This is a genomic window from Chryseobacterium sp. SIMBA_028, from assembly GCF_046535285.1.
Lineage (GTDB): Bacteria > Bacteroidota > Bacteroidia > Flavobacteriales > Weeksellaceae > Chryseobacterium.
In genome coordinates, this window is sequence record NZ_JAWRWZ010000002.1 from 307995 (window position 1) to 334124 (window position 26130).

General features: G+C 36.3%; 18 protein-coding genes. 16 read left to right on the plus strand and 2 right to left on the minus strand.

Features of this window, described 5'->3' with window-relative positions:
* The first annotated feature begins 10 nt into the window (after positions 1-10).
* From SCA31_RS03610 to SCA31_RS03630, 5 genes are all read left to right on the plus strand, one after another.
* Positions 11-1117 carry an HlyD family secretion protein gene (locus tag SCA31_RS03610; RefSeq protein ID WP_410695480.1) on the plus strand — a complete coding sequence of 369 codons (1107 nt, stop codon included), beginning with the start codon at positions 11-13 and terminating at the stop codon, positions 1115-1117.
* A 122-nt stretch (positions 1118-1239) separates the two neighbouring features.
* Positions 1240-2832, plus strand: a complete 1593-nt coding sequence (locus tag SCA31_RS03615) for an MFS transporter (protein ID WP_410695481.1) — start codon at positions 1240-1242, stop codon at positions 2830-2832.
* 178 nt (positions 2833-3010) lie between these two features.
* Positions 3011-5224 (plus strand): TonB-dependent receptor, encoded by a 2214-nt coding sequence (locus tag SCA31_RS03620; RefSeq protein ID WP_410695482.1) that lies wholly within the window; start codon positions 3011-3013, stop codon positions 5222-5224.
* Positions 5225-5328: 104 nt separating this feature from the next.
* Positions 5329-6141, plus strand: a complete 813-nt coding sequence (locus SCA31_RS03625) for a siderophore-interacting protein (protein ID WP_410695483.1) — start codon at positions 5329-5331, stop codon at positions 6139-6141.
* 94 nt (positions 6142-6235) lie between these two features.
* A complete protein-coding gene (locus SCA31_RS03630; RefSeq protein WP_410695484.1) occupies positions 6236-6940 on the plus strand; it encodes a class I SAM-dependent methyltransferase in 705 nt (234 codons plus the stop codon).
* Positions 6941-7131: 191 nt separating this feature from the next.
* On the opposite strand, the gene metG is transcribed toward SCA31_RS03630, so the two are convergent.
* Positions 7132-9168 carry a methionine--tRNA ligase gene (gene metG, locus SCA31_RS03635; RefSeq protein WP_410695485.1) on the minus strand — a complete coding sequence of 679 codons (2037 nt, stop codon included), beginning with the start codon at positions 9166-9168 and terminating at the stop codon, positions 7132-7134.
* Positions 9169-9501: 333 nt separating this feature from the next.
* Between metG and SCA31_RS03640 the strand changes: the two genes are divergently transcribed.
* The 4 genes from SCA31_RS03640 (at position 9502) to SCA31_RS03655 (ending at position 17216) form a co-directional block, all read left to right on the plus strand.
* A complete protein-coding gene (locus SCA31_RS03640; protein WP_410695486.1) occupies positions 9502-12234 on the plus strand; it encodes a SusC/RagA family TonB-linked outer membrane protein in 2733 nt (910 codons plus the stop codon).
* Between the two features lie 12 nt (positions 12235-12246).
* Positions 12247-13860: a RagB/SusD family nutrient uptake outer membrane protein gene (locus SCA31_RS03645; RefSeq protein WP_410695487.1), complete on the plus strand. Its 1614-nt coding sequence runs from the start codon at positions 12247-12249 to the stop codon at positions 13858-13860.
* A 15-nt stretch (positions 13861-13875) separates the two neighbouring features.
* Positions 13876-14982 (plus strand): SusE domain-containing protein, encoded by a 1107-nt coding sequence (locus SCA31_RS03650; protein WP_410695488.1) that lies wholly within the window; start codon positions 13876-13878, stop codon positions 14980-14982.
* An 80-nt stretch (positions 14983-15062) separates the two neighbouring features.
* The gene (locus tag SCA31_RS03655) at positions 15063-17216 is read left to right on the plus strand and encodes a glycoside hydrolase family 97 protein (RefSeq protein ID WP_410695489.1); all 2154 of its coding nucleotides are present in this window, start codon (positions 15063-15065) and stop codon (positions 17214-17216) included.
* Positions 17217-17304: 88 nt separating this feature from the next.
* On the opposite strand, the gene SCA31_RS03660 is transcribed toward SCA31_RS03655, so the two are convergent.
* Complete coding sequence (locus SCA31_RS03660; protein ID WP_410695490.1) at positions 17305-18279, minus strand: sterol desaturase family protein; 975 nt, start codon at positions 18277-18279, stop codon at positions 17305-17307.
* A gap of 373 nt (positions 18280-18652) precedes the next feature.
* Here SCA31_RS03660 and SCA31_RS03665 point away from each other — a divergent pair, with 373 nt between their 5' ends.
* The 7 genes from SCA31_RS03665 to purM all read left to right on the plus strand — a co-directional run bounded on the left by SCA31_RS03665 (position 18653) and on the right by purM (position 26130).
* Complete coding sequence (locus SCA31_RS03665; protein ID WP_410695491.1) at positions 18653-20515, plus strand: glycoside hydrolase family 13 protein; 1863 nt, start codon at positions 18653-18655, stop codon at positions 20513-20515.
* Between the two features lie 9 nt (positions 20516-20524).
* Entirely contained in the window at positions 20525-21043 is a 519-nt protein-coding gene (locus SCA31_RS03670; protein ID WP_410695492.1) for a nuclear transport factor 2 family protein, read from the plus strand.
* A complete protein-coding gene (locus tag SCA31_RS03675) occupies positions 21043-22461 on the plus strand; it encodes an MFS transporter (protein ID WP_410695493.1) in 1419 nt (472 codons plus the stop codon). The genes SCA31_RS03670 and SCA31_RS03675 overlap by 1 nt, the downstream gene beginning before the upstream one ends.
* A 157-nt stretch (positions 22462-22618) precedes the next feature.
* Complete coding sequence (locus tag SCA31_RS03680; protein WP_410695494.1) at positions 22619-23131, plus strand: hypothetical protein; 513 nt, start codon at positions 22619-22621, stop codon at positions 23129-23131.
* A gap of 339 nt (positions 23132-23470) precedes the next feature.
* Positions 23471-24199 carry a pirin family protein gene (locus SCA31_RS03685; RefSeq protein WP_410695495.1) on the plus strand — a complete coding sequence of 243 codons (729 nt, stop codon included), beginning with the start codon at positions 23471-23473 and terminating at the stop codon, positions 24197-24199.
* A gap of 103 nt (positions 24200-24302) precedes the next feature.
* The gene (locus tag SCA31_RS03690; protein WP_410695496.1) at positions 24303-24854 is read left to right on the plus strand and encodes an NADPH-dependent FMN reductase; all 552 of its coding nucleotides are present in this window, start codon (positions 24303-24305) and stop codon (positions 24852-24854) included.
* Positions 24855-25137: 283 nt separating this feature from the next.
* Complete coding sequence (gene purM / locus SCA31_RS03695) at positions 25138-26130, plus strand: phosphoribosylformylglycinamidine cyclo-ligase (RefSeq protein WP_410695497.1); 993 nt, start codon at positions 25138-25140, stop codon at positions 26128-26130.

The following is a 26130-nucleotide window of genomic DNA, read 5'->3' on the forward strand; positions in this document are numbered from 1 at the left end:
AATCAACACAATGGAAAACAAGGAACAAACAACTCAAAATACAACTCCGGCAACACCAAGCGGAGACAACAAAAAAAAGCAGAATAAGACCAATAAAATCAGAGCGATCATTTCTAATATTATCGTTTTTCTGATCATTGGCTTTGGATTGTTTTGGTTAATACGTGAATACTTCCATATCGGAAATAAAACATATACAGAAGCGGCACAGGTAGAAGAATTTATCAATCCTATTAACACAAGGGTGTCTGCTTATATTAAAGACATAAAGTTCATAGAACACCAAAGAGTAAAAAAAGGGGATACCTTGGTTATTCTTGATAATCGTGAGATTTTAACCCAACTGGGACAGGCTGAAGCGGCTTATCAAAACGCAATGGCTCAAAAGTCTGCTACAAGTTCTTCTGTGAATACAGTATCCAACAATATCAATGTGATGCAGTCTAATATTGCAGGAGCAAAAGCAAGACTTTGGAATGCTGAACAAAACTTAAACCGATATAAAAATCTTTTGACGGCAGAAGCGGTGACAAGACAACAATACGATCAGGTAAAAACAGAATATGATGCTCAAAAGGCAGCTTATGAAATGCTGGTAAACCAAAAGCAATCGGCTAATCTTTCCACTACAGAAGTAAAAAGCAGATTAGGAATTAATGATGCTGAGATTAACAGAACAAAATCTGCCTTGGATATGGCAAAAATTAATCTTTCTTATACAGTAATTACCGCTCCTTATGATGGGATAATGGGGAGAAGAACTATTTCTGAAGGGCAATTGATTCAACCAGGACAACAAGTAGCCACCATTGTTCTAAACGGTCAGAAATGGGTGACTGCTAATTTTCTGGAAAGTCAGATGCCCCACATTAAAGTAGGTGAAAAAATAACGATGACAGCGGATGCTTTAGGAGGACAAAAATTTGAAGGGGTAGTAACAGCTATTTCCGCCGCAACAGGATCAAGATATTCAAGTGTACCAACGGATAACTCAACAGGAAACTTCATTAAGGTACAGCAAAGAATTCCCGTGAGAATAGAGTTTACTGCTTCCAATAAAAAGGAAAGTCTGGAAAAACTGAGTGCCGGGATGAACATGAATGTAAATATTAACTAAGTCAAAAGGTACTAGATTTCAGACATCAGATTTCAGGCTTAATGCAGGGGATTGATTATAAAATGATGATGTAAAGTCTGTGATCTGAAATCTGTTATCTCTAATCTATTATCTAAAAAAACATGTACAACAAAGGATTATATAGCGATTGGGTGCCAAAACCCGTACAGCTGCTGCTGATTGTATTACTGCTTGCAGTGGTAATGCCTTTGGGTGGTGTGTATACGGGAAACATCAGTTATCTGGTGAGTGGTACCGGCGCAATGACAGAATATTTTATGTGGGCAAACTATGCTACTACGATAGGGATGGGTGCCTGTATGCCAATTGTCATCAGAATGAAGATGAGATTCAAGGTGAGAGATAAAATGGTGGCTTTACTGGTAATTTTAGGATTGTTAAGTTACATCAATGCGACTACTTTACAACCTATGGTTTTTGTATTCAGTTCCCTGCTTATCGGGTTCATGAAAATGATGGTGACCATAGAGCTGTTTTTACCACTTATGATGATGATTGGAAACCGTGGAATGTTCTATGGAGTATTCTATACGTTCGTTCTTGTAATGAATCAGGTAGCTGTTTATTATTCTGCTCAATTTGCTCTTCTTTATAACTGGCAGCAATTTTACATACTGACATCTGTTTTATGCTTTATTCTGGCTCTTATACATTGGATTTTTATGCATGATAAGTATTTTGCACTGAAGGTACCCTTACATTATATTGATTGGCTGAGTATCATCCTTTTCATTTCTGCATTTATGTTTTCTGCCTATGTATATTCTTTCGGAAGGCAGCAGGACTGGCTGAACTCAAAGAATATTATCAGTGCCAGTATTGCCGCTTTTGTAAGCTTTGCACTGCTTACCATCCGGCAGTTAACATTAAAGAGACCCTATCTCTCATTCAAGATTTTCACAAGGAATAATGTGCTGCACGGACTGTTTATGCTATTCTGGTTGGGGATGTTTTTAGGGACAGCTTCACTTCAGAATACTTTTGCAGTAGGAGTTTTGGGATATGATCTATTAACAAATGCCTGGTTAAGTATGCTGATGATTCCCGGGATTATTATAGCGGGAATTATGGCAATCTTCTGGTTTAAAAAAGAAAAACCATTGAAGATGTACATATTTTCAGGGTTTTCAGCCATGATGGGATATGTCATTATTATGTATTTCTCCATGGTTCTGGAGTTCAATTATGAAAACTGGTACCTCCCCATGTTCCTGAAAGGTTACGGAATGTGTTCCCTGTTTATTTCAGTATGGTTTTATACACTGGATAAGCTTGAGATGAATGACATGCTTGCGGCAATCGGATTAGTATTGGTATGGAGAACCTTTTTGGCTGTAGGAATCTTCTCAGCAATATATTCATGGTTTCAATATCATTTTCAGGTGATTGCTATAGGAGATCTTGCTGTTTATATGGATGGGATGACTGTTTCTCCCCAAAATGTTGCTGCCAATATGAAAGCCATTCAGCTGAACGCCATCATCATTGCCAGTAAAAAGATATTCGGATATATTATTCTGGCAGGCTTTGGAGTGATGCTTTATGTGATCACTCACCATTTTGGAGCAAAACGATTCAAATATTTCAGATTTGTAAGAGTTCTTGGCGGTAAGTCTGTTATTGCAAGAAGAAGACTTCGTGAACGAAAAAAATTATTAGAAGAAATAAAAGACGCAGCTGGGCCTGCGATGTAAAAATACCTTGTTTTTCACTAGTAAAATCCTGGATCTTTCTTAGACCGGGATTTTACGTTTTATAGGCGGTACTACCATAATTTTTTATTAAAATCCTGAAAAATTTCATCTTTTGTTGTTTTTATTACTTCTAAATAAAAATTACCTTTGCCGGATTATAAAACTTTGATTTGAAGGAATGAAAAAGCAGTACGCATTCATAGGTCTGTTAGCATCGGGATTATTCTTTTCCCAAACAGTAAAAGACTCTATAGCCTCTAAAGGTATTGATGACGTTGTCATTGTAGCATCTAGAAAACCTACAAAAATCTCTGAAATTCCAGGTACGGTTTGGGTAGTACAGAAAGAAAAAATTCAGGAACAAGCCAAAAGTGGAGTCCCTATCAAGGAAATGCTTTCTATTCTTATTCCAAGTATGGATATTGGCCCTCAGGGAAGAACCAACTACGGACAAAATATGAGAGGCCGTTCAGCCTTGGTAATGATTGATGGGGTTTCATTGAACAGTATCCGCGCCATCAGCCGTCAGCTGGACGCCATTGATCCTTTTAATATTGAAAGAATTGAGGTGCTTTCCGGAGCCAGTTCTATTTATGGAGGAAATGCAACCGGTGGTATCATCAATATTATTACAAAAACACCATCCAAAAAAGGAATCAGCGGCGAAACCGAACTTGGAGTACGTACAGGTTTTATGGGAAAAGATGACCATGATTTCCGTGCTGCACAATCCATTGCCGGAAAAGGAGAAAAATTCTTCGGGCGATTGGGAGTGGCCTACCAACAAAATGGTGGAGTATACGGAGCCGATCAGAAACAGCTTTTTACAGATATTACACAAACCGATCTTCAGTATAACCAATCCATCGATATCTTGGCAACCGGAGGATATCAGTTTAATAATAAACATAAAATAACAGCTTCACTTCAGTATTACAACTCTAAGTTTAATGGGGATAAAAGCTTGTATTTGGGAGAAAACCTAAGCGCTTTCACCACAAAAAAAGGAAGCTTGCTGGAAATGAGAGATGGCTTTTCCTCCGATAAAAATGTAGGAACAGAACGTTATATGGGAACCGTTACCTATAACGGAAACGGAATTCTTGGCGGACAGGATTTATACGTTCAATTTGCCACACGAGGTGAGAAACTTGGATTTTACCCTTTCCCAGGTAATGTAGCCATCAACGCTACAGACAAAATCGCGTATATGTCTTCCTCACAGCAAGATACCTATTATTCAGGAATAAAGGCTTTATTATCAAAATCATGGAGAGGATTAAACGTTACCTATGGAACAGACATAGATTTTGAAAGATTTGAGGGAAATCAATCTGTTTATAATATTGCTAAAACAATGTCCAGTGGCGGATTGATTAATGAAACACAATACCGATTAGGAAGATATCCTACCAACCGTTCACAAAGTTATGCAGGATATGTTCAGGCAAAATATAACATTCTTCCTAAATTACAGATTAATGCCGGAGTTCGTTATCAGCACATGAATGTGAAAATGGATGATTTCGTAGGATCCGAGCAGCAAACACAGGTAGCAATGGGATACGGAAAATCTGCATCTGCCATCCCAGGAGGTGAAAGCTCTTATAATGTAACATTGGCCAATGCCGGATTGCTATATAAAATCAATGAGCAGCACCAGGTTTGGGGAACATTTTCGCAAGGAGCAAGCCTTGCAGATCCTGCTAAATTCTATGGAATTGGAAAGTATGCATTGAATGGAGGAAACTGGGATGTTATCTCAAGTATCAACGTAAAAGAACAACCTTTACAAGCCATCAAGACCAATCAGTTTGAAATGGGATACCGTGTGAATAAAGGCGGCTTAAGAGCACAGGTTGCTGGATTTTTAAGTACTTCGGATAAGACGGTTGCCGTAGACAGAAAGACATTCCAAATCCTGGTCAACGATTTAAAATTAAGAAATATGGGAATTGAGGCAGAGATCTCTTATTCCTTAAATAATGGTGTTTATTTCGGGGCAAGCGGACTTTTAATCAAGTCTGAGGTAGACAACAAAGGAGAATGGCAGAAGCAAGATATTTCCAGCGCTTCACCATCAAAATTGGTCACTTATATCGGGTATAATGTGAAAAACTGGTCGTTCAGGTTCCAGTCATTGCAAAACTTCAAACAAAAAGATGAACTTAATAACGTAGTTGAAGGGTACAATACTTCAGACCTTATGATGGGATACCGATTCAATTGGGGGAAATTCAATCTGGGCATTCAGAATGTATTCAATACAGATTACCAAACGATCTGGAGCAAGCGTTCACAGGTTTTATATTCCAGCTACGGAATTCCTGAACTGTTCAACTACAAAGGAAGAGGCAGAACATTCAACCTGTCTTATACCTTTGAATTTTAAAAAAAATAAGGTTAGGGTGAAGCCTTAATTTGAATTCAATACTTTCTACAAATCCGGTTCTGATATTAATCGGAACCGGATTTTAACTTTTAAAAATTTCAGTTATGGCCAAAATTCCAACAGGGCAGATTATTGCCGAGGTAACCAGAAAAGAATATATCACTGATCACTTTATCAGGGTTTATTTGTACGCTCCGGAAGTTCAGATATTTAAAAATACTACGGTAGGAGATAATAATAAAATTGCAGTTCCTCCGATAGGTTTGAACGAAATTCATTTTCCGATTCTTGATGAAAACCATCAATGGGTATACCCGTCTAAAGAGGTAGCTCCATCCATCAGAACTTACACGCACAGAGGGATTGATCTGGAGAAAAATGAACTGATGATTGATTTTGTAGACCACGGAGATGGCGGTCCGGCCTCAAGATGGGTGAGAGAAGCAGAAGCAGGCTCAAAACTAGGTGTAATGATGCGTCTGGATGGAAAAGAGCTATACCCAAAAGCTGAATGGTATTTATTGGCAGGTGATGCCACTGCAATTCCTATTTTGAGTGCTATTTTGGAAACACTTCCTGAAACTGCAAAAGGAGTCTGCATCCTTGAAGTTCATGGGAAAGAAGATGAACAAGCATTGCCCACCAAGGCTGATATTGAATTTAAATGGCTTCATAATGCCCAGCCACAAATCAGTAGTGAAATTGCTGATGCTGTAAAAAAAATTCAAATTCCTGAGTCTTCCAAATTTGGATATGTTGCCTGTGAATTTTCAAGTGTGAAAGAAATCCGTACTTATCTACGAAAAGAAAAAAACTGGACTTCGCAGGAGTTATACGCCTATTCTTATTGGAAAGCGGGGGTTGCTGAAAATGAATCCCAGGCAGATAGACATCAGGAAAAAGATTCGATGGGATAGAGTGACGTTATGGATAGAAATTAGGCAATTTCAAACCCCAAACTCCGAACCTAAAACTTTGAACTTTTGCTCCTGAAGCTGTATCTTTGCCACTATGAAAGATTTAATGGGCAGAGCAATCTGGGATTACTATCACAACGAAAATCCTGAAGACCTGCAGACTGAAACATCAATTTCTGAACTGGATGAACTTCCTGTTGACTATTTATTCAGAGATTTTGAGGAAATGAATGCTATTGAGCAAAAGGCTCTCCAGCTATCCAAAGGAAAGATATTGGATATTGGAGCAGGAGCCGGTTCTCACGCATTGTATCTTCAAAATGAGGGAAATCTTGATGTTCTGGCATTGGATATCTCTCCAAAATCTATTGAAGTTTGTCAATTAAGAGGAATTAAAAGAGCTGTTTGTGAAAATATCCTGGACTTTTCAGGAGAAACTTTTGATACCATTTTATTACTGATGAATGGTACCGGAGTTTTTGAAAGCCTTGCTAAAATTGATACTTATCTTCAGAAACTGCATACTTTATTGAATGATGGCGGACAGGTTTTAATTGACAGTACAGATATCCTTTATATGTTCGACCGTGATAAAGATGGTGGAGTATATATTCCTGCAGGTGGATATTATGGAGAACTGGAGTATATCGTTCATTATAAAGGGGAGTCTGAGGCTCCAATCACATGGCTGTATTTGGATTTCAATACGTTGAAGAATGCCGCTGAAAATAATGGGTTTACAATAGAAAGAATACTTAAGGATGAGGATGCCTATCTGGCAAAACTGACTAAGAGATAATTTAAAAATAATCCCTGATCGTTTATGATAATCAAAAAGGTTATGATAACACAGATAAAGGTAGAAAAAATAGATGAAGCTGTTCTGTAGGGCAGCTTTTTATGTATAAAACAATATTTTCCTTTTAAATATAATTGATAAAAAAAGAGACCACCCAAAGGCAGTCTCATTATATATTAAATCATAAATGATTATCCGATCTCAATACCGTTTTCAACATTGCTGTCATCCGGTGTTACGAAAGATAGTTTTCCATCCGGTTTAGTTGTTAATAACAACATTCCCTGAGATTCAATTCCTCTGATCTTTCTTGGAGCAAGGTTCAATAAAATCATTACCTGCTTGCCAATAAGTTCTTCAGGAGTAAAGCTTTCTGCAATTCCTGAAACCACAGTTCTTACGTCTACCCCTGTATCTACAGTAAGTTTTAGTAATTTGTCTGCTTTTTCTACTTTTTCAGCTTCCAGAATAGTAGCTGTTCTAAGATCTATTTTAGTAAAATCATCAAAAGTGATCTCGTCTTTCATTGGGTTTGCGTTAGGGTTTGTTTTTTTATTGTTTTGTTTAGTGTCTTCAAGCTTTTGAATCTGAGCTTCGATAACGTTGTCTTCAATTTTTGAGAAAAGAAGAGAAGCTTCATTGATTTTGTGACCTGTTTCAATTAAAACAGATTGATTTTCAACATCATTCCAGCTTTTCTTTTCAACATTGAACATATTCAATAACTTCTCAGAGCTGAAAGGCATGAATGGTTCACATAACTGAGCCAAAGCAACTGCAATTTGTGCTCCTACAAATAAAGACTGCGCTGCTTTCTCAGGGCTATCCTTAATGGTCTTCCAAGGCTCTTCTGTCTGAAGATACTGGTTTCCGAATCTTGCAAGGTTCATTAATGCAGATAATGCGTTTCTGAACTCGTAGTTGTCTAAGAATCCTGAAATTCCTTTTGCTGCTTTATTTATTTCTTTTAATTCCGGACTGTTTACATCTCCCTGAGGAATAACTCCATCATAGTATTTATGAACAAGAACAGCCACTCTATTGATGAAGTTTCCGAAGATTCCTACCAATTCAGAATTATTCTTCGTCTGGAAATCTTTCCATGTAAAATTATTATCCTTTGTTTCAGGAGCTGATGAAAGAAGTGCATATCTTAAAACATCTTGTTGGCCTGGGAAATCTTCCACATATTCGTGCGCCCAAACTGCCCAGTTTCTTGAAGTTGAGATTTTGTCATTCTCAAGGTTTAGGAATTCAAAAGCAGGAACATTTTTCGGCATGATGTAGTCTCCGTGTGCTTTCATCATGGCCGGGAAGATAATACAGTGGAATACAATATTGTCTTTTCCGATGAAATGTACAAGGTCACTACTTTCACTTTGCCAGTAATCTTTCCAGTCTTTTCCGTTTTTCTCAGCCCATTCTTTAGTAAAGGAAATATATCCGATAGGTGCATCAAACCACACATAAAGTACTTTTCCTTCAGCATTTGGAAGTGGAACCGGAACTCCCCAGTTCAGGTCTCTTGTCATGGCACGAGGCTTCAGACCATCGTTCAGCCAAGATTTTACCTGTCCGTAAACATTCGGTTTCCAGTCGTCCTTATGACCCTCAATGATCCATTCATTTAAGAAGTCTTCATATTCATTTAAAGGTAAGTACCAGTTTTTGGTTTCCTTAAGGATAGGAACATTTCCGCTTAGCATTGACTTCGGGTTGATCAACTCTGACGGAGATAGGGTAGAACCACACTTCTCGCACTGATCACCATAAGCATTCTCGTTACCACAGTTTGGACAGGTTCCTACAATATATCGGTCTGCAAGAAATTCTCCCGCCTGTTCATCAAAATACTGCTCAGAAACTTCTTCAGTAAATTTTCCTTTTTCATATAAAACTTTGAAGAAATCCTGACTGGTCTCATAATGATTCTTAGAAGTTGTTCTTGAATATTCATCGAATGAAATTCCAAGATCAGAAAAAGATTTTTTAATGATCCCGTGGTATTTGTCAACGATATCCTGAGGAGTAACTCCCTCTTTTTTAGCTCTTATAGTAATAGGAATACCATGTTCATCTGAGCCACAGATAAACGCTACATCTTTTCCTAATCTTCTTTGAAATCTTGCGTAAACATCCGCAGGAATATAGACACCTGCCAAATGCCCTATATGAACCGGTCCGTTTGCATAAGGCAAAGCTGCCGTAATCATCTTTCTGTTTGACATTTATAGTAAAGTTTTGACTGCAAAGATAAGGATTATCTCTTGAATACCGCTCTTTGAGGTGTTATTATGACCAATGTTCCTGTTTTTTAGCTTTGAATATGAATTTAAGTTAAACGGTTGTTTAACTTATTGTGAACTCAAAACAAATGTTATGCAATGCATAGTATCGTGTAAGCTATTGATGGATAAAAAACTAACTAAAATGCGTTTCGTAATATACATAATTTTATCTTAAATTATATTAAAATTATGATAATTCTAATTTTTTTTTAAATTGCAACGCTGGCCAAGGGCTAGAAACAAGACTGAAAACGAAACTATAAAAATAAGATTGTGAAGAATTTTACAACGGTATTAAAAATAGCGCCTGCTTTTTTACTGGCAAGTACAGTAATGCATGCGCAGACCAAGGACTCTATTCCTCAGGAAAAAAAAATTGAGGAAGTTGTACTAATAGGGTATGGTAAGCAGAAGAAAACAGACCTTACGGGATCTATTACTGCTTTGACCACCGCAGATTTTAATAAAGGCGCTGTAACTACCGCCGAGGGATTAATCAATGGTAGATCCTCGGGATTGGTAATTACTCAGTCTGGTACACCAGGAAATGAGGCGACGATTAGAATTCGAGGAGGTTCTTCTTTAAATGCTAGTAATGATCCATTATTAGTAGTAGATGGTTTGCCTTTAGATGGGGTTTCTTTATCAACAATTAACCCTAATGATATTGAATCATTTTCTATTTTGAAAGATGCAGCTTCTACTGCAATTTATGGTTCACGAGGATCTAACGGGGTAATTTTAATTACTACAAAAAAAGGAAGTAAAAGACTTCGAGTATCTTTAAATACATTCACTACGGTTAATACACTAGCAAAAAAAGTTAAAGTGTATTCGGGGGATGAATTCAGAGGGATCATTAATCAGTTTGCACCTGAAAAGGCGGGTAAGTTAGGTACAGCGAATACGGATTGGCAGGATGAAATATTTAGAACTTCTGTGACTTCTGATATCAATGCTTCCGTATCGGGGAGTTTATTTGGTAAAGTACCTGCTCGTTTTTCTGTAGATAATATGGATAACTCGGGACTACTAATAACGTCAAGATATAGAAGAACAACGGCAAATATTTCATTAAGTCCAAGCTTTTTCGACGATCATTTAAAATTTAATATTACCGGTACATACTCTTATACGTTCCAGAATAAGGCTAATGAAGATGCTATAAAAAATGCTCTTTCATATGATCCTACAAAATCTGTGTATGATTCAAGCTCTCCATTTGACGGGTATACAGAATGGACTAGATATGATAATGAAAATGGGCAACAGGTGCTGAAAGCATATGGAGTTTCAAACCCCGTGAGTATGCTTAGAAATAAGCATGATGTTCAGAATTTCAAAAGATTTTTTGGAAACATCAGTATGGATTATAAATTTCATTTCCTCCCTGAATTAAGATTAATTGTAAATGCAGGTCTGGATAGTAAAGAACTAGACGGACATGTGGTTACCAATAAATACTCCAGAAACGGATATTATTCTGTGAAAAATGTTTTTGGTTTCTATGGAGAAGACTCTTATTCTGATGAAAGCATCTTAAACAAAAATGCAAATGCCCAGTTTAATTATGCCAAATCTTTTGGTAAGTTTAATTTAGAGGCAATGGCAGGATATGAATATCAAAATTACCATAAAGTAAGTTCAGCATCAGGAAATACCTTGCTTTATGCTTTAGATCCAACTAATAATTTTTATAATCCAGATTCTAAACCTGATGTAAATCTACAGGCGTTCTTTGGAAGATTAAATTTAGGTTTTGCAAATAAATACTTACTTACTATTAATTATAGAAAGGATGGATCGTCCAGATTCAGTAAAGATAACAGATGGGGTGATTTTGGGGGAGTTGCTGCTGCTTGGAAAATTTCCGAAGAGGATTTCTTAAAAGGAAATAGCAGTATTTCAGATTTAAAATTAAGAGCGAGTGTAGGGAAGACAGGTCAACAAGATATTGGAATTTACAGATATGACTATTTCAAAACTTATAATGTTTCATCAACGCTTTACTATCAGTTTGGAAACCAGTTTTATGAAATTGCAAAAGCGAATGGATATAACCAAAACTTAAAGTGGGAAGAAAGTTTAAAATATAACGTAGGATTAGATTTTGGATTCCTAAATAACAGAATTAAAGGGACTTTAGATTTCTATCTTGCAGATACAAAAGATCTTTTGTCAATTGTGCCTGAGGGACCTCTTGAAAATCTGAGAATCATTGGCCCTAAAAATATTGGTAAACTTCAGTCCAAAGGGATCGATCTTGGATTGGATATAAAGGCAATACAAAAAGAGAACTTTACATTGAATTTCAACTATAATCTATCATATAATAAAATTAACATTCAACAGCTTGAAGTGAATGGAATTGATAGAGGAGGAGTTGGTTTAGGTGGGTTTGTACAGACCTTTAGAGAGGGATATTCTCCATATGCATTTTGGGTGTATCAACAAGTGTATGATAAAAGCGGTATGCCTGTAGAGGGAGCTTATGTAGATAGAAATGGTGATGGGGTAATTACTTCTGCAGATAAATACAATTATAAAAAGCCTCAGGCAGATGTTACAATGGGACTAATGACTAATGCAACACTTGGAAAGAATTGGGATTTCTCAATGGCTTGGAGAGCAAGTATTGGAAACTATGTATATGACCAGATCTCTGCAGACAGAGCACACTTGGGGAATATTAATAATACAGTAGATAATACGATTAATAATGCACCTATAGACTTCAATTCAACACATTTTATATCAGCCAATAAAATGTCAGATTACTATCTTAAAAATGGTAGTTTCCTGAAGCTTGATAACGTTACGGTAGGATATACATTCAATAAATTTATCGGAGAGAATGCTTCTCTGAGAATGTATGTTGCAGCGCAGAATGTTTTGGTTATCACCAAATACAAAAACCTAGATCCTGAAATATTTAATAATGGAATAGATAATTCGATTTATCCAAGAGCGAGGATGTTCACTTTAGGTGTTAGTGCTAACTTTTAATCCGTTTTAACAATGAAATTTAATAAGATAAAAATATTCAAATTAAGAAATTTAGCTATTGCAGGTATTTTTCTTTTCAGTACATCATCATGTTTAAATGATCTTGATGTTAAAGTTAATGATGATGAATTATATACATCAGAGCAATTTTATGCTAATCCAGCTTCTTATAAGCAGTTTTTGGCTAAAATATATGCCGGACTTGCGGTAACAGGGCAAAAAGCAGGAAATGGAGATTCTGACCTTGGCGCCGAAGATGATGGTGGTCCAAATGAGGGTTTTTCGCAGTACCTTAGAGGGTATTGGCAATTACAAGAACTGACTACTGATGAAGCTTTGATCGCTTGGGGAGAAAGTGATAATCCCACAATCAGAGATCTGAACTTTAATACGTGGAATGCTGATAATATCTTTAATGAAGCTTTTTTTGCAAGAGTTTTCTTCCAGATAGGATTGGTTAATGAGTATTTAAGAGAAACAACCGATGAGAAACTTGCCTCAAGAGGAGTTGCAGAAGATTTAAAAGCACAAATCAAAACTTTCAGAGCAGAAGCTAGATTTTTAAGAGCTTTATCTTTTTATCACGCTATTGATATTTATGGAAAAATGCCATTTATCACAGAAAATGATCCTTTAGGAACAAAGCCGGTAATGCAGTCCAGAGAATTTATGTTCAATTACGTGATCAGTGAGCTTAATGCCATTGAAGGGGAACTTCCTGCGCCTAGGATGAATGAATACGGAAGAGCAGATAAAGCAGCTATATGGATGCTAAAAGCAAAGTTATATCTTAATGCTAAGGTGTATACAGGAGCTGATAAAAGTACTGAAGCTCTTGCAGAAGTTGAAAAAGTAATTGGTTCAAGCTACAAAGTGGCGCAAATTCCTTTTAACAATTTATTTAAAGCTGATAATAATAGTAATGGTGCTCAGGAGGAAATTATTTTTCCGATAGCTTTTGATGGAATCAGAACAAGAACTTACGGAGGTACTACATTTCTTGTTCATGCAAACTGTACCAATGAAGTAGGAGTGGCTTTAGGTATTGATTTTGGATGGCAGGGGTACAGAGTGAGACAGGAGTTTATGGAGTCAGTGGGTAATACAGACCCAAGGGTGATGAAAGTTCCTGGAAATACTGATCCTGCTTCTATTTCAGATTATTTGAAATTTGATCAGGGTGCAAAGCTTATTAAATTTTCTAATAAGACTTCAACTGGATCCAATGGAAGTGATGCTAATTTTGTAGATGCAGATTTCCCTTTATTTAGAATGGCAGATGCTTATTTAATGTATGCTGAACTTGCTGTAGTAAATGGAAAAGGAAGTATAGCTTCTGCTTTAAATTACATCAATGCGCTAAGAACCAGAGCCGGAGCCCCTATTGTAACGCAGTCTTCTTTAACTCCGGATTTTATATTGAATGAAAGAGGAAGAGAACTTTATTGGGAAGGTTACAGACGTCAGGATCTTATCCGTTTCGGAAAATTTGCTTCCGGCTATACATGGCAGTGGAAAGGAGGAAGTATGAATGGATCAGATCTTACCAGCAATAAATTGCTTTTCCCTATTCCTAACAAGTATCTTAACCTAAACAGTAATCTTTCTCAGAATCCTGGATACTAATATAAAATAGCAAACATGAAAAATTTCTTTAAAATATTTGTAGCTCTTGTTATAGGAGTTCTTGTTATATCTTGTGAAAAAGATGAGGATCAGGCGGTTTTAGGAGAAGGTACCAACCCTTCACTGGCAGCTGATGCGAAAGTATTGATACTGGATAAAGATCATGAAAATGATAAAGCCATAAAATTTGATTGGGTAAACCCTAAATTTAATATTCAGGTTGCTTTCAATAATGCATTTGAAATTGCTAAAGCAGGTACCAATTTTAAGGATGCAAAAAGTGTTGATGTAGTTGCTAAAGATCAGACTGTAACATATACCATTCGTGATTTTAATAAAATGATGTTAAGTGCTGGGATCTTACCTGGTGTAGCTAGTCAAATTGAAATCAGAATGAGATCAAAAGTGGGGAATGTAACATTATATTCTAATCCCGTTGCTATTACAGTAACACCATATTTGACAGAATTTCCATCTTTTTATCTTGTAGGAGAAGCCTCTGTTGTGGGTTGGAATGCGTCAAGTGCACAGCTTGTTTATAAAAATGATAACATCTCTACTATATATACTTATTTGGAAAGTGGAAAAGCATTTAGATTTTTAGGACAGCAGGATTGGAATCCTATAAATTACAGTTTGGATGCAGCAGGAATAAAAACTGAAAATAAGTATTTTAAAACCTGGTCTCCTAATTTGGTGGCTGCTCCGGCTGAAAATATTCAGTTCAATGGGCCTACAGGGATGTATAAAATAGTTATTGATGCTGATGCTATGCAAAAGTCAATTACAGTTTCTCCATCTCCACTTAATAATTGGAATCCTGCTAATTTATATATTGTAGGTACGGTTAATGGTTGGGATTCAGGTACAGCCATTCCAATGAGTAATTTAGGAAATGGAAAATTTGAGTACACGGTTGCTCTTCCGGCAGCTTCTGAATTTAAATTTCTAGGTCAGCAGAGCTGGGGAGAATTAGATTGGGGGAATATAACCACAGATGGAAACACAGGATATATTGGACCGAAAGGAAGCAATGGAAATATCAAATTTGATGGTACGGGAGGTATCTATAAAATTACTGTAGATTTAAAACTAGGAGTCTACACAATAAAACCATTATAATACATTAAGTTTAATTATAAAAGCAAAGTGCTGCTTTACCGCAGCACTTTATCTATTTTTTAAGTTAATAAATAGTCATTATGAAGAAAATTACAGTTGGAGCCCTTTTGCTCTCAATGATGTTAGGTGTGAAAGCCCAATCTTTAAAATCGCCGGACGGTAAGTTTGAAATGAACTTCCAGTTAAAAGATGGAGTTCCTTTCTATAATCTGAAATACAACGGTGCGGTGGTCGTTGAAGATTCAAAATTGGGACTGAGATTATTTAAAGACACAGCCATAAAATTTGCTTCCGGAATTGCAAAGCCGGAGGATGCAAAATTCGATTTGAATAACGGTTTTGCTAAGGTAGATGAAAAAAGAGACTCCAAAAATGAGACCTGGCAGCCGGTTCTTGGAGAAAAGAAAAATTATATCAATCACTACAACGAGTTGGCACTTACGCTGAATCAGGCTTCTACGGACAGAAGTATTGTGGTGAAATTCAGATTGTTCAATGATGGTCTTGGATTCAGATATGAATTCCCACAGCAGAAAAACCTTAATTATTTCGTAATCAGAGAAGAAGATTCAGAAATTGATTTCCCTACAGATATGAAAGCATGGTGGCTTGTAGCAGACTATGATTCTCAGGAATATCAATATCAGGAGTCAAAGGTTTCTGAAATTCCTGCAAAATGGGATAAAGCTTACGATGCCAATGCCTCCCAAACTTTAGTGAAGAATGCCGTTCAGTCTCCTTTAATGCTTAAAAAAGAAGGAAAAGAACCTTTGTATATTAACGTTGCTGAAGCAGCGGTATTGGATTATCCGGCTTCCCATTTGGAAGTAGATGCGCAGAACTTCAAGTTTAAAACGCATTTAACAGCAGACAGACAAGGTGCAAAAGGATACATTCAGACTCCGTCAGTAACCCCATGGAGAACCATTATCGTTGCTCCAAAGGCAGAACAGGTGATGGATTCAAAAATGATCTTTAACCTTAACGAGCCTACGAAATATACGGATACCTCTTACATTCACCCTACAAAATACATGGGTGTTTGGTGGGAAATGATCATCGGGAAATCCCAGTGGGCTTATTCTACAGCAGAAAACGTGCATGTAGACAAAACTGACTTTACCAAGTTAACTCCGAACGGAAAACATGCAGCTAATAATACTAAAGTTAAAGAGTATATCGACTTTGCAGCAGAAAATGGATTCCAGGGATTGTTAATTGAAGGTTGGAATATCGGTTGGGAAGACTGGTTCGGACATTCTAAAGAATTTGTTTTTGACTTCATTACTCCTTATCCGGATTTTGATATCAAAATGTTGAATGAATATGCGCACTCCAAAGGAATTAAGTTAATCATGCACCATGAAACTTCAGGTTCTGCAACGAACTACGAAAGATGGGCAGACAAAGCTTTCCAGACCATGAATAAATATGGGTATGATGCGGTGAAAACAGGATATGTAGGAGATATAATCCCTAGAGGAGAACATCATTATTCTCAATGGACAATTAACCATTACTATAGAATTGCTGAAAAAGCTAATGAATATAAAATCATGGTGAATTCTCACGAATCTGTACGTCCTACAGGAGAAAGCCGTACGTATCCGAACTACATTTCTGCAGAAGCTGCTCGTGGAACAGAGTATGAAGCTTTTGGAGGTAATAAACCGGATCACCAAACTGTACTTCCATTTACAAGATGGATGGGTGGTTCTATGGATTACACGCCAGGAATTTTCCAAACGAAGCTAGATTATTATTTCCCTGGAGATAAGCGTTTTGTAAAAACTACATTAGCAAAACAACTTGCATTGTATGTAACAATGTATATGCCTCTTCAGATGGCAGCGGATCTTCCTGAGAACTACAAAAAACATATGGATGCATTCCAGTTTATCAAGGATGTCGCAGCAGATTGGGATGATACCAAAATCTTATCTGCAGAACCTGGTGATTACGTAATTACAGCAAGAAAAGCAAAAGGTACTGAAAATTGGTTTGTAGGAGGTATTACCGATGAGAACAAACGTGAATATACAGTAGATTTCTCATTCTTAGACAAAGGAAAGAAATATGAAGCAACCATCTATGAAGATGGAAAAGATGCTGATTATATTGATAATCCTCAAAGCTATAACATCTACAAAAAAGAGATTAACAGCAAATCAAAAATTAATTTTAAAATGGTAAGAAGTGGCGGGTTCGCAATTTCTATTAAACCGGTGAAATAATTTTAAAAGCAATAGTAAAATCGCCCCAATCACGATCGTGATTGGGGCGATTTGTTTTTAAGCAGATAACCTAACGTTCTCTATAGGTTTATTTATCGGAATATTCATATTTTGGTTCTGAAGTCAATTCTTTTGTTACAACCGAAGCATTCTTCATCGCCTTTTCTTTGTATTCCTTTTGATACTGTTTTACCGTCTTTCCCGTGCCATCATGTCTCCATCCCGGAGAGTAAAAGAGGTATTGAATTCGATTCTTGAAAGATAGCCCGGGTTGTCTCAGATCTTTCCCTATTCTTCGCCATTCATAAAACAGAACTGTTGCGGGGTCCTTAGACTTCATTTTTGGATAAATACCGTATTTCACAGGAACTTCAGGATCTTCCTTTTCAAATGTTCCAAAGATTTTATCCCAGATAATTAATCCCATTCCCATATTCCGGTCAAGATATTTGATATTGCAGGCGTGATGTACGCGGTGATGCGAAGGGGTTACTAAAAAATATTCCAGAAAACCCATGCTCTTAATAGATTGTGTGTGTACAAAAGTACCATAGATCTGGATGGAGGAATAAGCAACCATAACATGCAATGGATGGAAGCCTACAAATGCTAGCGGAGAAAAGAACAGATATCGGTACAAAGGCTGAAATACAGGACTTCTGAAACCTGTCGTGATATTGAAATAATCAGAATTATGATGAGTAATGTGTACCGCCCAGAAAACACGGGAGTGATGGTCTACATAATGGTGAACATAATAAGCAAAGTCCTGAGCGAGAAATACCGCAATCCAGTACCATATTCCAACTTCCCAGTCGAAAATACGATAATGATAAAAGAACATCATGACAAACATGGAAAATCCTTTCATGATAATGTCCAGGCTATAGTTTAAAAGGGCAAAAAGAACATTAGTAGCAACATCTTTGGTTTCGTAAAGCTTCTCTTTATTAAAATGACTATAAGCCATCTCTATAAAAATAATGGCTGCAAATACAGGAATAGTCCAAGTATAAACAATATCCGGCCCATCGCTTTCAAAGATTTTACTAAAATCAAACATTTTTTCTGTAAAATTAAAAATTAAATAGATAAAAAGTGTTATTTTTAGATTAAATATTCTTTTAAACGAACTGTTTTTTAGGATATCGATAAAAAAGACAGACATGATTGTGAAATATTATTATTTTCTTCAATATATTCTAGTCTCAATATCCATCACTCAACAGATCTAGAATACCGATGAATAAAAGAAAATTCTAACAATTATTTTGTGAAAACTCTTAGATTTTTTTCGTAATTTGCTCCTAAGTTGTTCATTGTTAAATTGTTGTAAAATACAACATAACAATCTGTTTTTCAGTGTAATGTGTGCTGTTTTTAATGCAGTATCATGATATACAACTGATTATTAAATTGAAGAAGAAGACTAAGTTATGAGAAAAATATATGTGTTTTTGGCCCTTTCAGCTGCTTCAATAGCTTTTTCACAATCCAAAGTATTGGAAAAAGTAGAACCGGCTTTCTGGTGGAAAGGAATGAAAAATCCTGAACTTCAAATCCTTGTTTACGGAAAAGGGATTGCTAATAATGAAATCAGTCTGTCAGACGGAATTCAAATTAAAGATATTCAAAAGGTGGAAAATTCGAACTATGTTTTTATCACGGTTAATACCAATGAAATCAACGTTCCGAAGTTTACAATTAATATTAAAAAAGATAAAAAAAATCTGGGCTCCTATACGTATGAGCTGAAACAGAGAAATCCAGGGTCTGCAGACCGCGAATCTTATACCTCAAAAGATGTAATGTATTTGATTATGCCGGATCGTTTTGCCAATGGAGATGAAAAAAATGATTCCACTCCGGAGCTTATAGAAAAGGTTGATCGTAGTTTGCCCAACGGCAGACATGGTGGTGATTTGCGCGGGATCATGAATAATCTTGATTATATCCAAAATCTGGGAGCTACAGCAGTTTGGTTAACTCCTGTAAACGAGGATAATGAAAAAGTATATTCTTATCATGGGTATGCTCAAACAGATCTGTATAAAATTGATGCCCGCTACGGAACCAACGAAGATTACAAACGGCTTTCCAAAGAATTAAATAAAAGAAATATGAAGCTAGTGATGGATTATGTAACCAATCACTGGGGGATTTCTCACTGGATGATCAAGGATCTCCCTACAAAAGACTGGATTCATTGGTTTAAAGAGGGTGAGAATGGTTTCAAAAGATCCAATTACAAAACATCATCGCAGTTTGATACCAACGCTTCAGAAATTGATAAAAAATATGCACTGGATGGATGGTTTGATTCTACAATGCCTGATATCAACCAAAAAAATCCATTGGTTTTAAAATATTTAACTCAAAATGCAATCTGGTGGATAGAGTATGCTGAATTGGGAGGTTTCCGTGTAGATACCTATCCCTACAATGATAAAGAAGCAATGGCAAAATGGGCCAAGGCGATTACCAATGAATACCCTAAATTCAATATTGTAGGGGAGTCATGGTTATATACTGCAGGACAAATTTCAGCGTGGCAAAAGAATTCCAAGACAGGAGAAGCAGCAGGATACAATTCTAATCTACCGTCTGTAATGGATTTTATGCTGTTTGGAGACATGCCTAAAGCTTTTAAAGAAAAACAAGATTGGGATACCGGTTTAATAAGGCTTTATGACTCCTTTAGCAGCGACTTCCTTTATCCGGATATTAATAATGTGATGGTTTTCTTTGAGAATCATGACACTGAGAGATGGAATGAAATCTTCAATGCAGATCCGAGCGTTTATAAAATGGGGTTAACTTTGATTTCAACTGTTCGTGGAATTCCACAGATCTATTACGGATCGGAAGTAGGAATGCGGGGCGATAAGAAAAAAGGAGGCGATGCTGATATCCGCAGAGATTTTCCAGGAGGTTGGAAATCAGATAAACAAAGCGCATTCAATCCATCAGCACAAACTGCTGAGCAGAAAGAATTTTATCAATTTACACAGAAATTACTGAACTGGAGAAAAGGTAAAGAAGTAATTCATACCGGGAAAACTAAAAATTTCGTTCCTAAGGATGGAGTCTTCACTTATTTCAGATATAATGATAAGGAAAGTGTAATGGTTGTCATCAACAATAATACAAAAGATCAGACGTTAGACTTAAAATATTTTGAAGAGTCATTAAAAGGATTCTCCAAAGGAAAAGAGGTTATTTCAGGAAAAGAATTCATATTACAGAATAACATGACAATTCCTGCGAAGACCTCATTGATCATCGAACTTGAAAAATAAATAATACCTATGAGAAAATTAATAACGGTTCATACATTCATCCTGTTTTTATTAGGATTTTCAATGCTCTCGGCACAATCAGGTAAGGCATTTGAAAAAGAAAAATCAGAGATCAGTACAATGCTGGATGCTTTTAACGTAGCGGCTGCGAAAGCAGACTATACTAATTATTTCAATTATTTTGCTGATGAATCTACATTTATAGGAACAGACGCCACTGAAATCTGGAATAAAAAAGAATTCATGGTTTGGGCAAAACCTTATTTCGATAAAAAGAAAACCTGGAATTTCACCTCTCTTAAAAGAAATATCTATTTCAGTAAAGATGGAAAACTGGCTTGGTTTGATGAATTATTAGATACCCAAATGAAAATCTGCCGTGGTTCAGGTGTTGTAGAAAAAATTAATGGACAATGGAAAGTAAAACAATATGTTCTTTCTGTGACCGTTCCAAATGAAATAGTAGATAAAGTTGTCGTTGAAAAAGCACCGATAGAAGATGTACTAATCCAAAAACTGAAGTTGTAATGGCAGTAATGGACGGGAGATATGCAGATGGTGCATCTGGGAAGAGAATAAAACCTAATCTTTCCATGCTTCAAATCATTAATATGAGCATGGGGTTTCTAGGAATCCAAATGGCATTTGGGTTGCAAAACGGAAATGCAAGCCGTATTCTGGCTAATTTAGGGGCAGATGTTCATGAGTTATCGTGGTTTTGGTTGGTGGCTCCCATTACCGGGTTAATCGTTCAGCCTATTATCGGGCATATGGGAGATAATACCTGGAGCCCGTTGGGAAGAAGAAAACCTTATTTCTTAATTGGCGCTGTTTTGTGTGCCATAGGATTGGTTTTACTTCCAAATGCTGCTTCCGTTACTCAAATGTTTGCTGCAAATGCCTTGTTATTGGCCGTCATTTTCCTAGCTATGATGGATGCATCTGTAAACATTGCTATGGAGCCTTTCAGAGCTTTGGTTGGTGATATGCTTCCGAAGCATCAGGGAACAATTGGATTTTCAGTGCAAACCATTTTGATAGGAATAGGAGCCGTGCTGGGTTCTTATTTGCCGGATTGGTTGACAAAGCTTGGGATTTCTAATGAAGCCCCCAAAGGCTTTGTTGCAGATAACGTAATTTATTCCTTTTATGTGGGAGCTGTATTGCTGATAATATCCATTTTATATACCATCATTACGACCAGAGAATATTCTCCACAAGAATTTGCTGAGTTTGAAGACGGAAAAGAAGCAGAACATGAAAAATCAAAATTCTCAGATATCTTCAAAGATTTTGCGACCATCCCTGTTCAAATGAAAAAATTGGGAATTGTTCAGTTCTTCTCCTGGTTTGCATTATTTACCATGTGGGTATTTACCACCAGTGCGCTGGCAACCCATCATATGGGACTTTCTCCGGAGGATACACACTCCAAGGCATTCAATGACGCTGGAGATTTAACAGGTAAGCTCTTTGGGATGTATAATCTTTGGGCAATTCCATTTGCATTTTTATTAACTCCTATAGCGAAGTGGATTGGTAAAAAGCAAACCCATGCTTTAGCCTTATTATGTGGTGGTTTGGGACTGATCTCCATGTATTTCATCAAAGATGTAAACAATCTATGGATTTCAATGATCGGACTGGGATTTGCCTGGGCGAGTATTCTGGCAATGCCTTATGCAATGCTTATTGAAGTGATTCCACAAAGAAAAATGGGTGTTTACATGGGAATATTTAATTTCTTTATTGTTATTCCGCAGATCATTAATGGTTTATTCGGAGGACCCATAGTAAGTGGTGTTTTTGGTAAACAGGCAATGGATTATGTAGTTGTAGGTGGAGTTTGTATGTTGATAGGAGCTTTAGTCACCATGATTTTCGTTACATCAGAAAACGAAACCCCTAAAGAAATTGCAGAAGAGATTAAACAAGTGCACTTTTAGTTAAAAGTATTAAAGCATCTAGAAAATAAAATAATAGAATTAATATTCAATAGGAGCGGGTTTTAGCCCGCTTTTGTATTTCAAAAAAAATCCATTGGCTTTAGCCAAAACTTATCTATTTTTGTATAAGAATAGAACCAATTTTTTACATAAATTAATGAATTTTAGTATTTTGAATAAAATTTTTTCCTTACAAAAGAAAAAAGAGAAACCAAAAAATGAGAATGTTACTAATGATAGATGGTTCACTGAAGAAGAATTACTTCAGGAAAAAATGCTTCAATACGATAAACACGTAGATTTCTATTATGCCAATATCATCAACTCATTGATTCTTTATACTTATAATGTAAACCAATTGGATGAAATGGCTCCCATTTTAATAGATCCATTGACGGAACTGTATGAGGAGCTTGATTATGCATTCATCCCGGTTTTGTTTGATTCTGTCTTTAGAAATAAACGGATTGATGAATCATTTAAAGAAGATTTGCTGCAATTTAAAAAGAAAGTAGATGATATCCCTGTGGAAATTTGGGACTGGGACTTTTTAGACCAACATGAAACATGGAAAAATATAAGACTTGAAGCCGAAATACTTTTAAATAAACTCAATATAGAAACAAGAACTTATAATACGGATTATACTACAATACTATTTAAAAAATAATAACAATAAAATTCAATAGGAGCTGGCTTTAGCCCAAACTTAAATCTATAATTACTGTTCGGAATCTATTAGTCTCCCACAGATTTCACGGATAAAACAGATGTTTACGTTTATTTATATCTGCTCGATCTTCGGAAAAAAGGATATTCGTGGCATGAAATTTTATCGCAGATAAAATCCTTGCGTCTTAAAGCATAAAGAATAAATCAATTGCATCTTTGCTAAATCTAATTTATCAGCAATTTTATCCTTTCGCAAACCGTTCATTCCTTTCTTAACCTACATCAACTTTTTTTCACCATCACATCCCGTACATTTGTACCATAAATAATCACAGAAATGAAAACAGTATATCATAAAGCAGATTCTAGAGGCCACGCTAATCATGGCTGGTTAAACTCTTATCACACATTCAGTTTTGCAAACTATCAAAACAATGACAGAATGAACTTTGGTGTTTTAAGAGTATTGAACGACGATACCGTTTCTCAGGGAATGGGATTCGGGACACACCCACACAGAGATATGGAAATTATATCCATTCCTTTAGAGGGAGATTTGGAACACAAAGATTCAATGGGTACTGCTGCGGTAATTAAGAAAGGTGAAATTCAGGTGATGAGCGCCGGAACCGGAGTAATGCATAGCGAATACAATAAGAATAAAGATGAAGAAGTAAAATTCTTACAGATCTGGGTTTTTCCTAAAGAATTAAATGTTGAACCAAGATATGACCAGAAAAGCATCAAAGAAGGAGAAAAAATAAATGGATTCCAACAGATTTTATCCCCTAATAAAAATGATGACGGCGTTTGGATTCATCAGGATGCCTGGTTCAATTTGGCCAACTTCAAAAAAGGGAATGGTAAAAACTATATGCTGAACAAAAAAGGAAACGGAGTCTATGCTTTTGTTTTAAAAGGATCAGCAAAAGTAGGAGACCGTATCCTTAATGAAAGAGACGGTTTGGGAATCTGGGATACACAAAGTTTTAATATTGAAGCGGTGGAAGATGCGGAAATATTATTAATGGAAGTCCCAATGGAATTGCCATCTTATCTTAAATAAAAAATTAAATTTGCATTCTTAAAAATTAGAAATAGTATCCAATCACCATCAACGGTATCCTTGTGGATGATGATTGGATATAACTTAAAAATAAATACTACATATGAAAATTTTAGCAATAGCAGGAAGTAACTCAGACGTTTCAATGAACAAGCAGTTGGTAGCCTATGCATCAACATTATTTGAAAATGCAGAAGTAGAAGTAGTGGATCTGAATCCTTTCGAAATGCCAATCTATAAACATGAAAGAGAATTAGCAGGGGGGGTGCCTCAGGAAGCTCATGACTTTGCGGCTAAAATCGATGGGGCAAACCTATTGTTGGTTGCTTTAGCAGAGCATAACGGAACCTATTCTACAGCATTCAAAAATGTGTTCGACTGGGTATCCAGAATCAAGGACAGAACGGTTTGGAATGAAGTGCCAATGCTATTGATGGCTACATCTCCGGGAGGTAGAGGTGGTGCAGGAGTTTTAGATGCAGCATCAAAACGTTTCCCTTTCCACGGTGGAAATGTGGTAGAAACTTTCTCACTTCCTTTCTTTAACGACAACTTTGATAAAGCTGAACAAAAAATTTCTAATGAAGAGAAAAACAGTGAATTAAAGGAAAAAATCAAGAAGATTGCAGCCATTGAAACCATCCTTGAAAAATAGAATTTGAATATTCATTTAAAATTACTATTTTTGCAAAAAGAAAAGAGATGAAAATTCAGACCTCCTATAAACAATGTTTTTCTCATAAAGGGAAAATTATGGACTCTGAAATTCTGAGATAAAATAACGGCCGATAATCTGAAAAGATTGTCGGCTTTTTTGTTTTCTAAAATCGAGTATAAAAGTAATTGAAATATTAAAAGATAAGAAGACACAAGACGTCAGATGTAAGACAATTAATCATCTGAAATCTGAAATCTGAAATCTAAAAATCTAAGCAGACATGAGCAACACTTACAAATCAGCAGGAGTAGACAAAGAAGAAGGATACAAAACGGTTGACAAGATCAAAAAAGCGGTCGGTGAAACCCATAATTCCAATGTATTGAACCACTTGGGAAGTTTTGGTGCTTTCTATGAGATCGGAGGATATAAAAATCCGGTTCTTGTTTCAGGAACAGATGGAGTAGGAACAAAGCTGAAAGTAGCTTTGGATACTAAAAAATACGACTCTATTGGTGTAGACTGTTTCGCCATGTGTGCCAATGATATTCTTTGTCACGGTGCTAAACCATTATTCTTTTTAGATTACTTAGCTTGTGGTAAACTAGATTCTGAAATTGCAGCTGAGATCGTTTTAGGAATGGTGAAAGCTTGTAAGGATAACAACTGTGCATTAATTGGTGGAGAAACTGCTGAAATGCCGGGAATGTATCAGCCGGGAGATTATGATGTTGCAGGATTCTGTGTAGGAATCGTAGAAAAAGACCAAATCATTGATGGTTCCAACATTAAGCCAGGTAATAAAATTATTGCATTACCAAGCTCAGGATTCCATTCAAACGGTTTCTCTTTAGTAAGAAAAGTATTCCCGAATTTTGAAGAAGAGTTTGAAGGAAAACCTTTATATGAAACGCTTTTAGTTCCAACAAGATTATATTTCAAAGATATTCACAAAGTATTGGAAGAAGTAAAAGTAGGTGGAATTGCTCATATTACAGGGGGCGGACTTTACGAAAACGTTCCAAGAATCATTCCTGAAGGACTTTGTGCTTCTATAGACGGTTCAAAAATCAGAATTCCAAGTGTAATGCTTGAACTGGAGAAAAGAGGTGGAGTAACTCGTGAAGAAATGTTTGGAACATTCAATATGGGGGTTGGGATGATCATTGTAGTAGATGCTGAGCATGCTGAAAAAATATTACACCTTTTAGATGATGCTTACGAAATTGGTGAGATCACAGAAGGAGCAGAGAAAATCAATTTATCACTATAA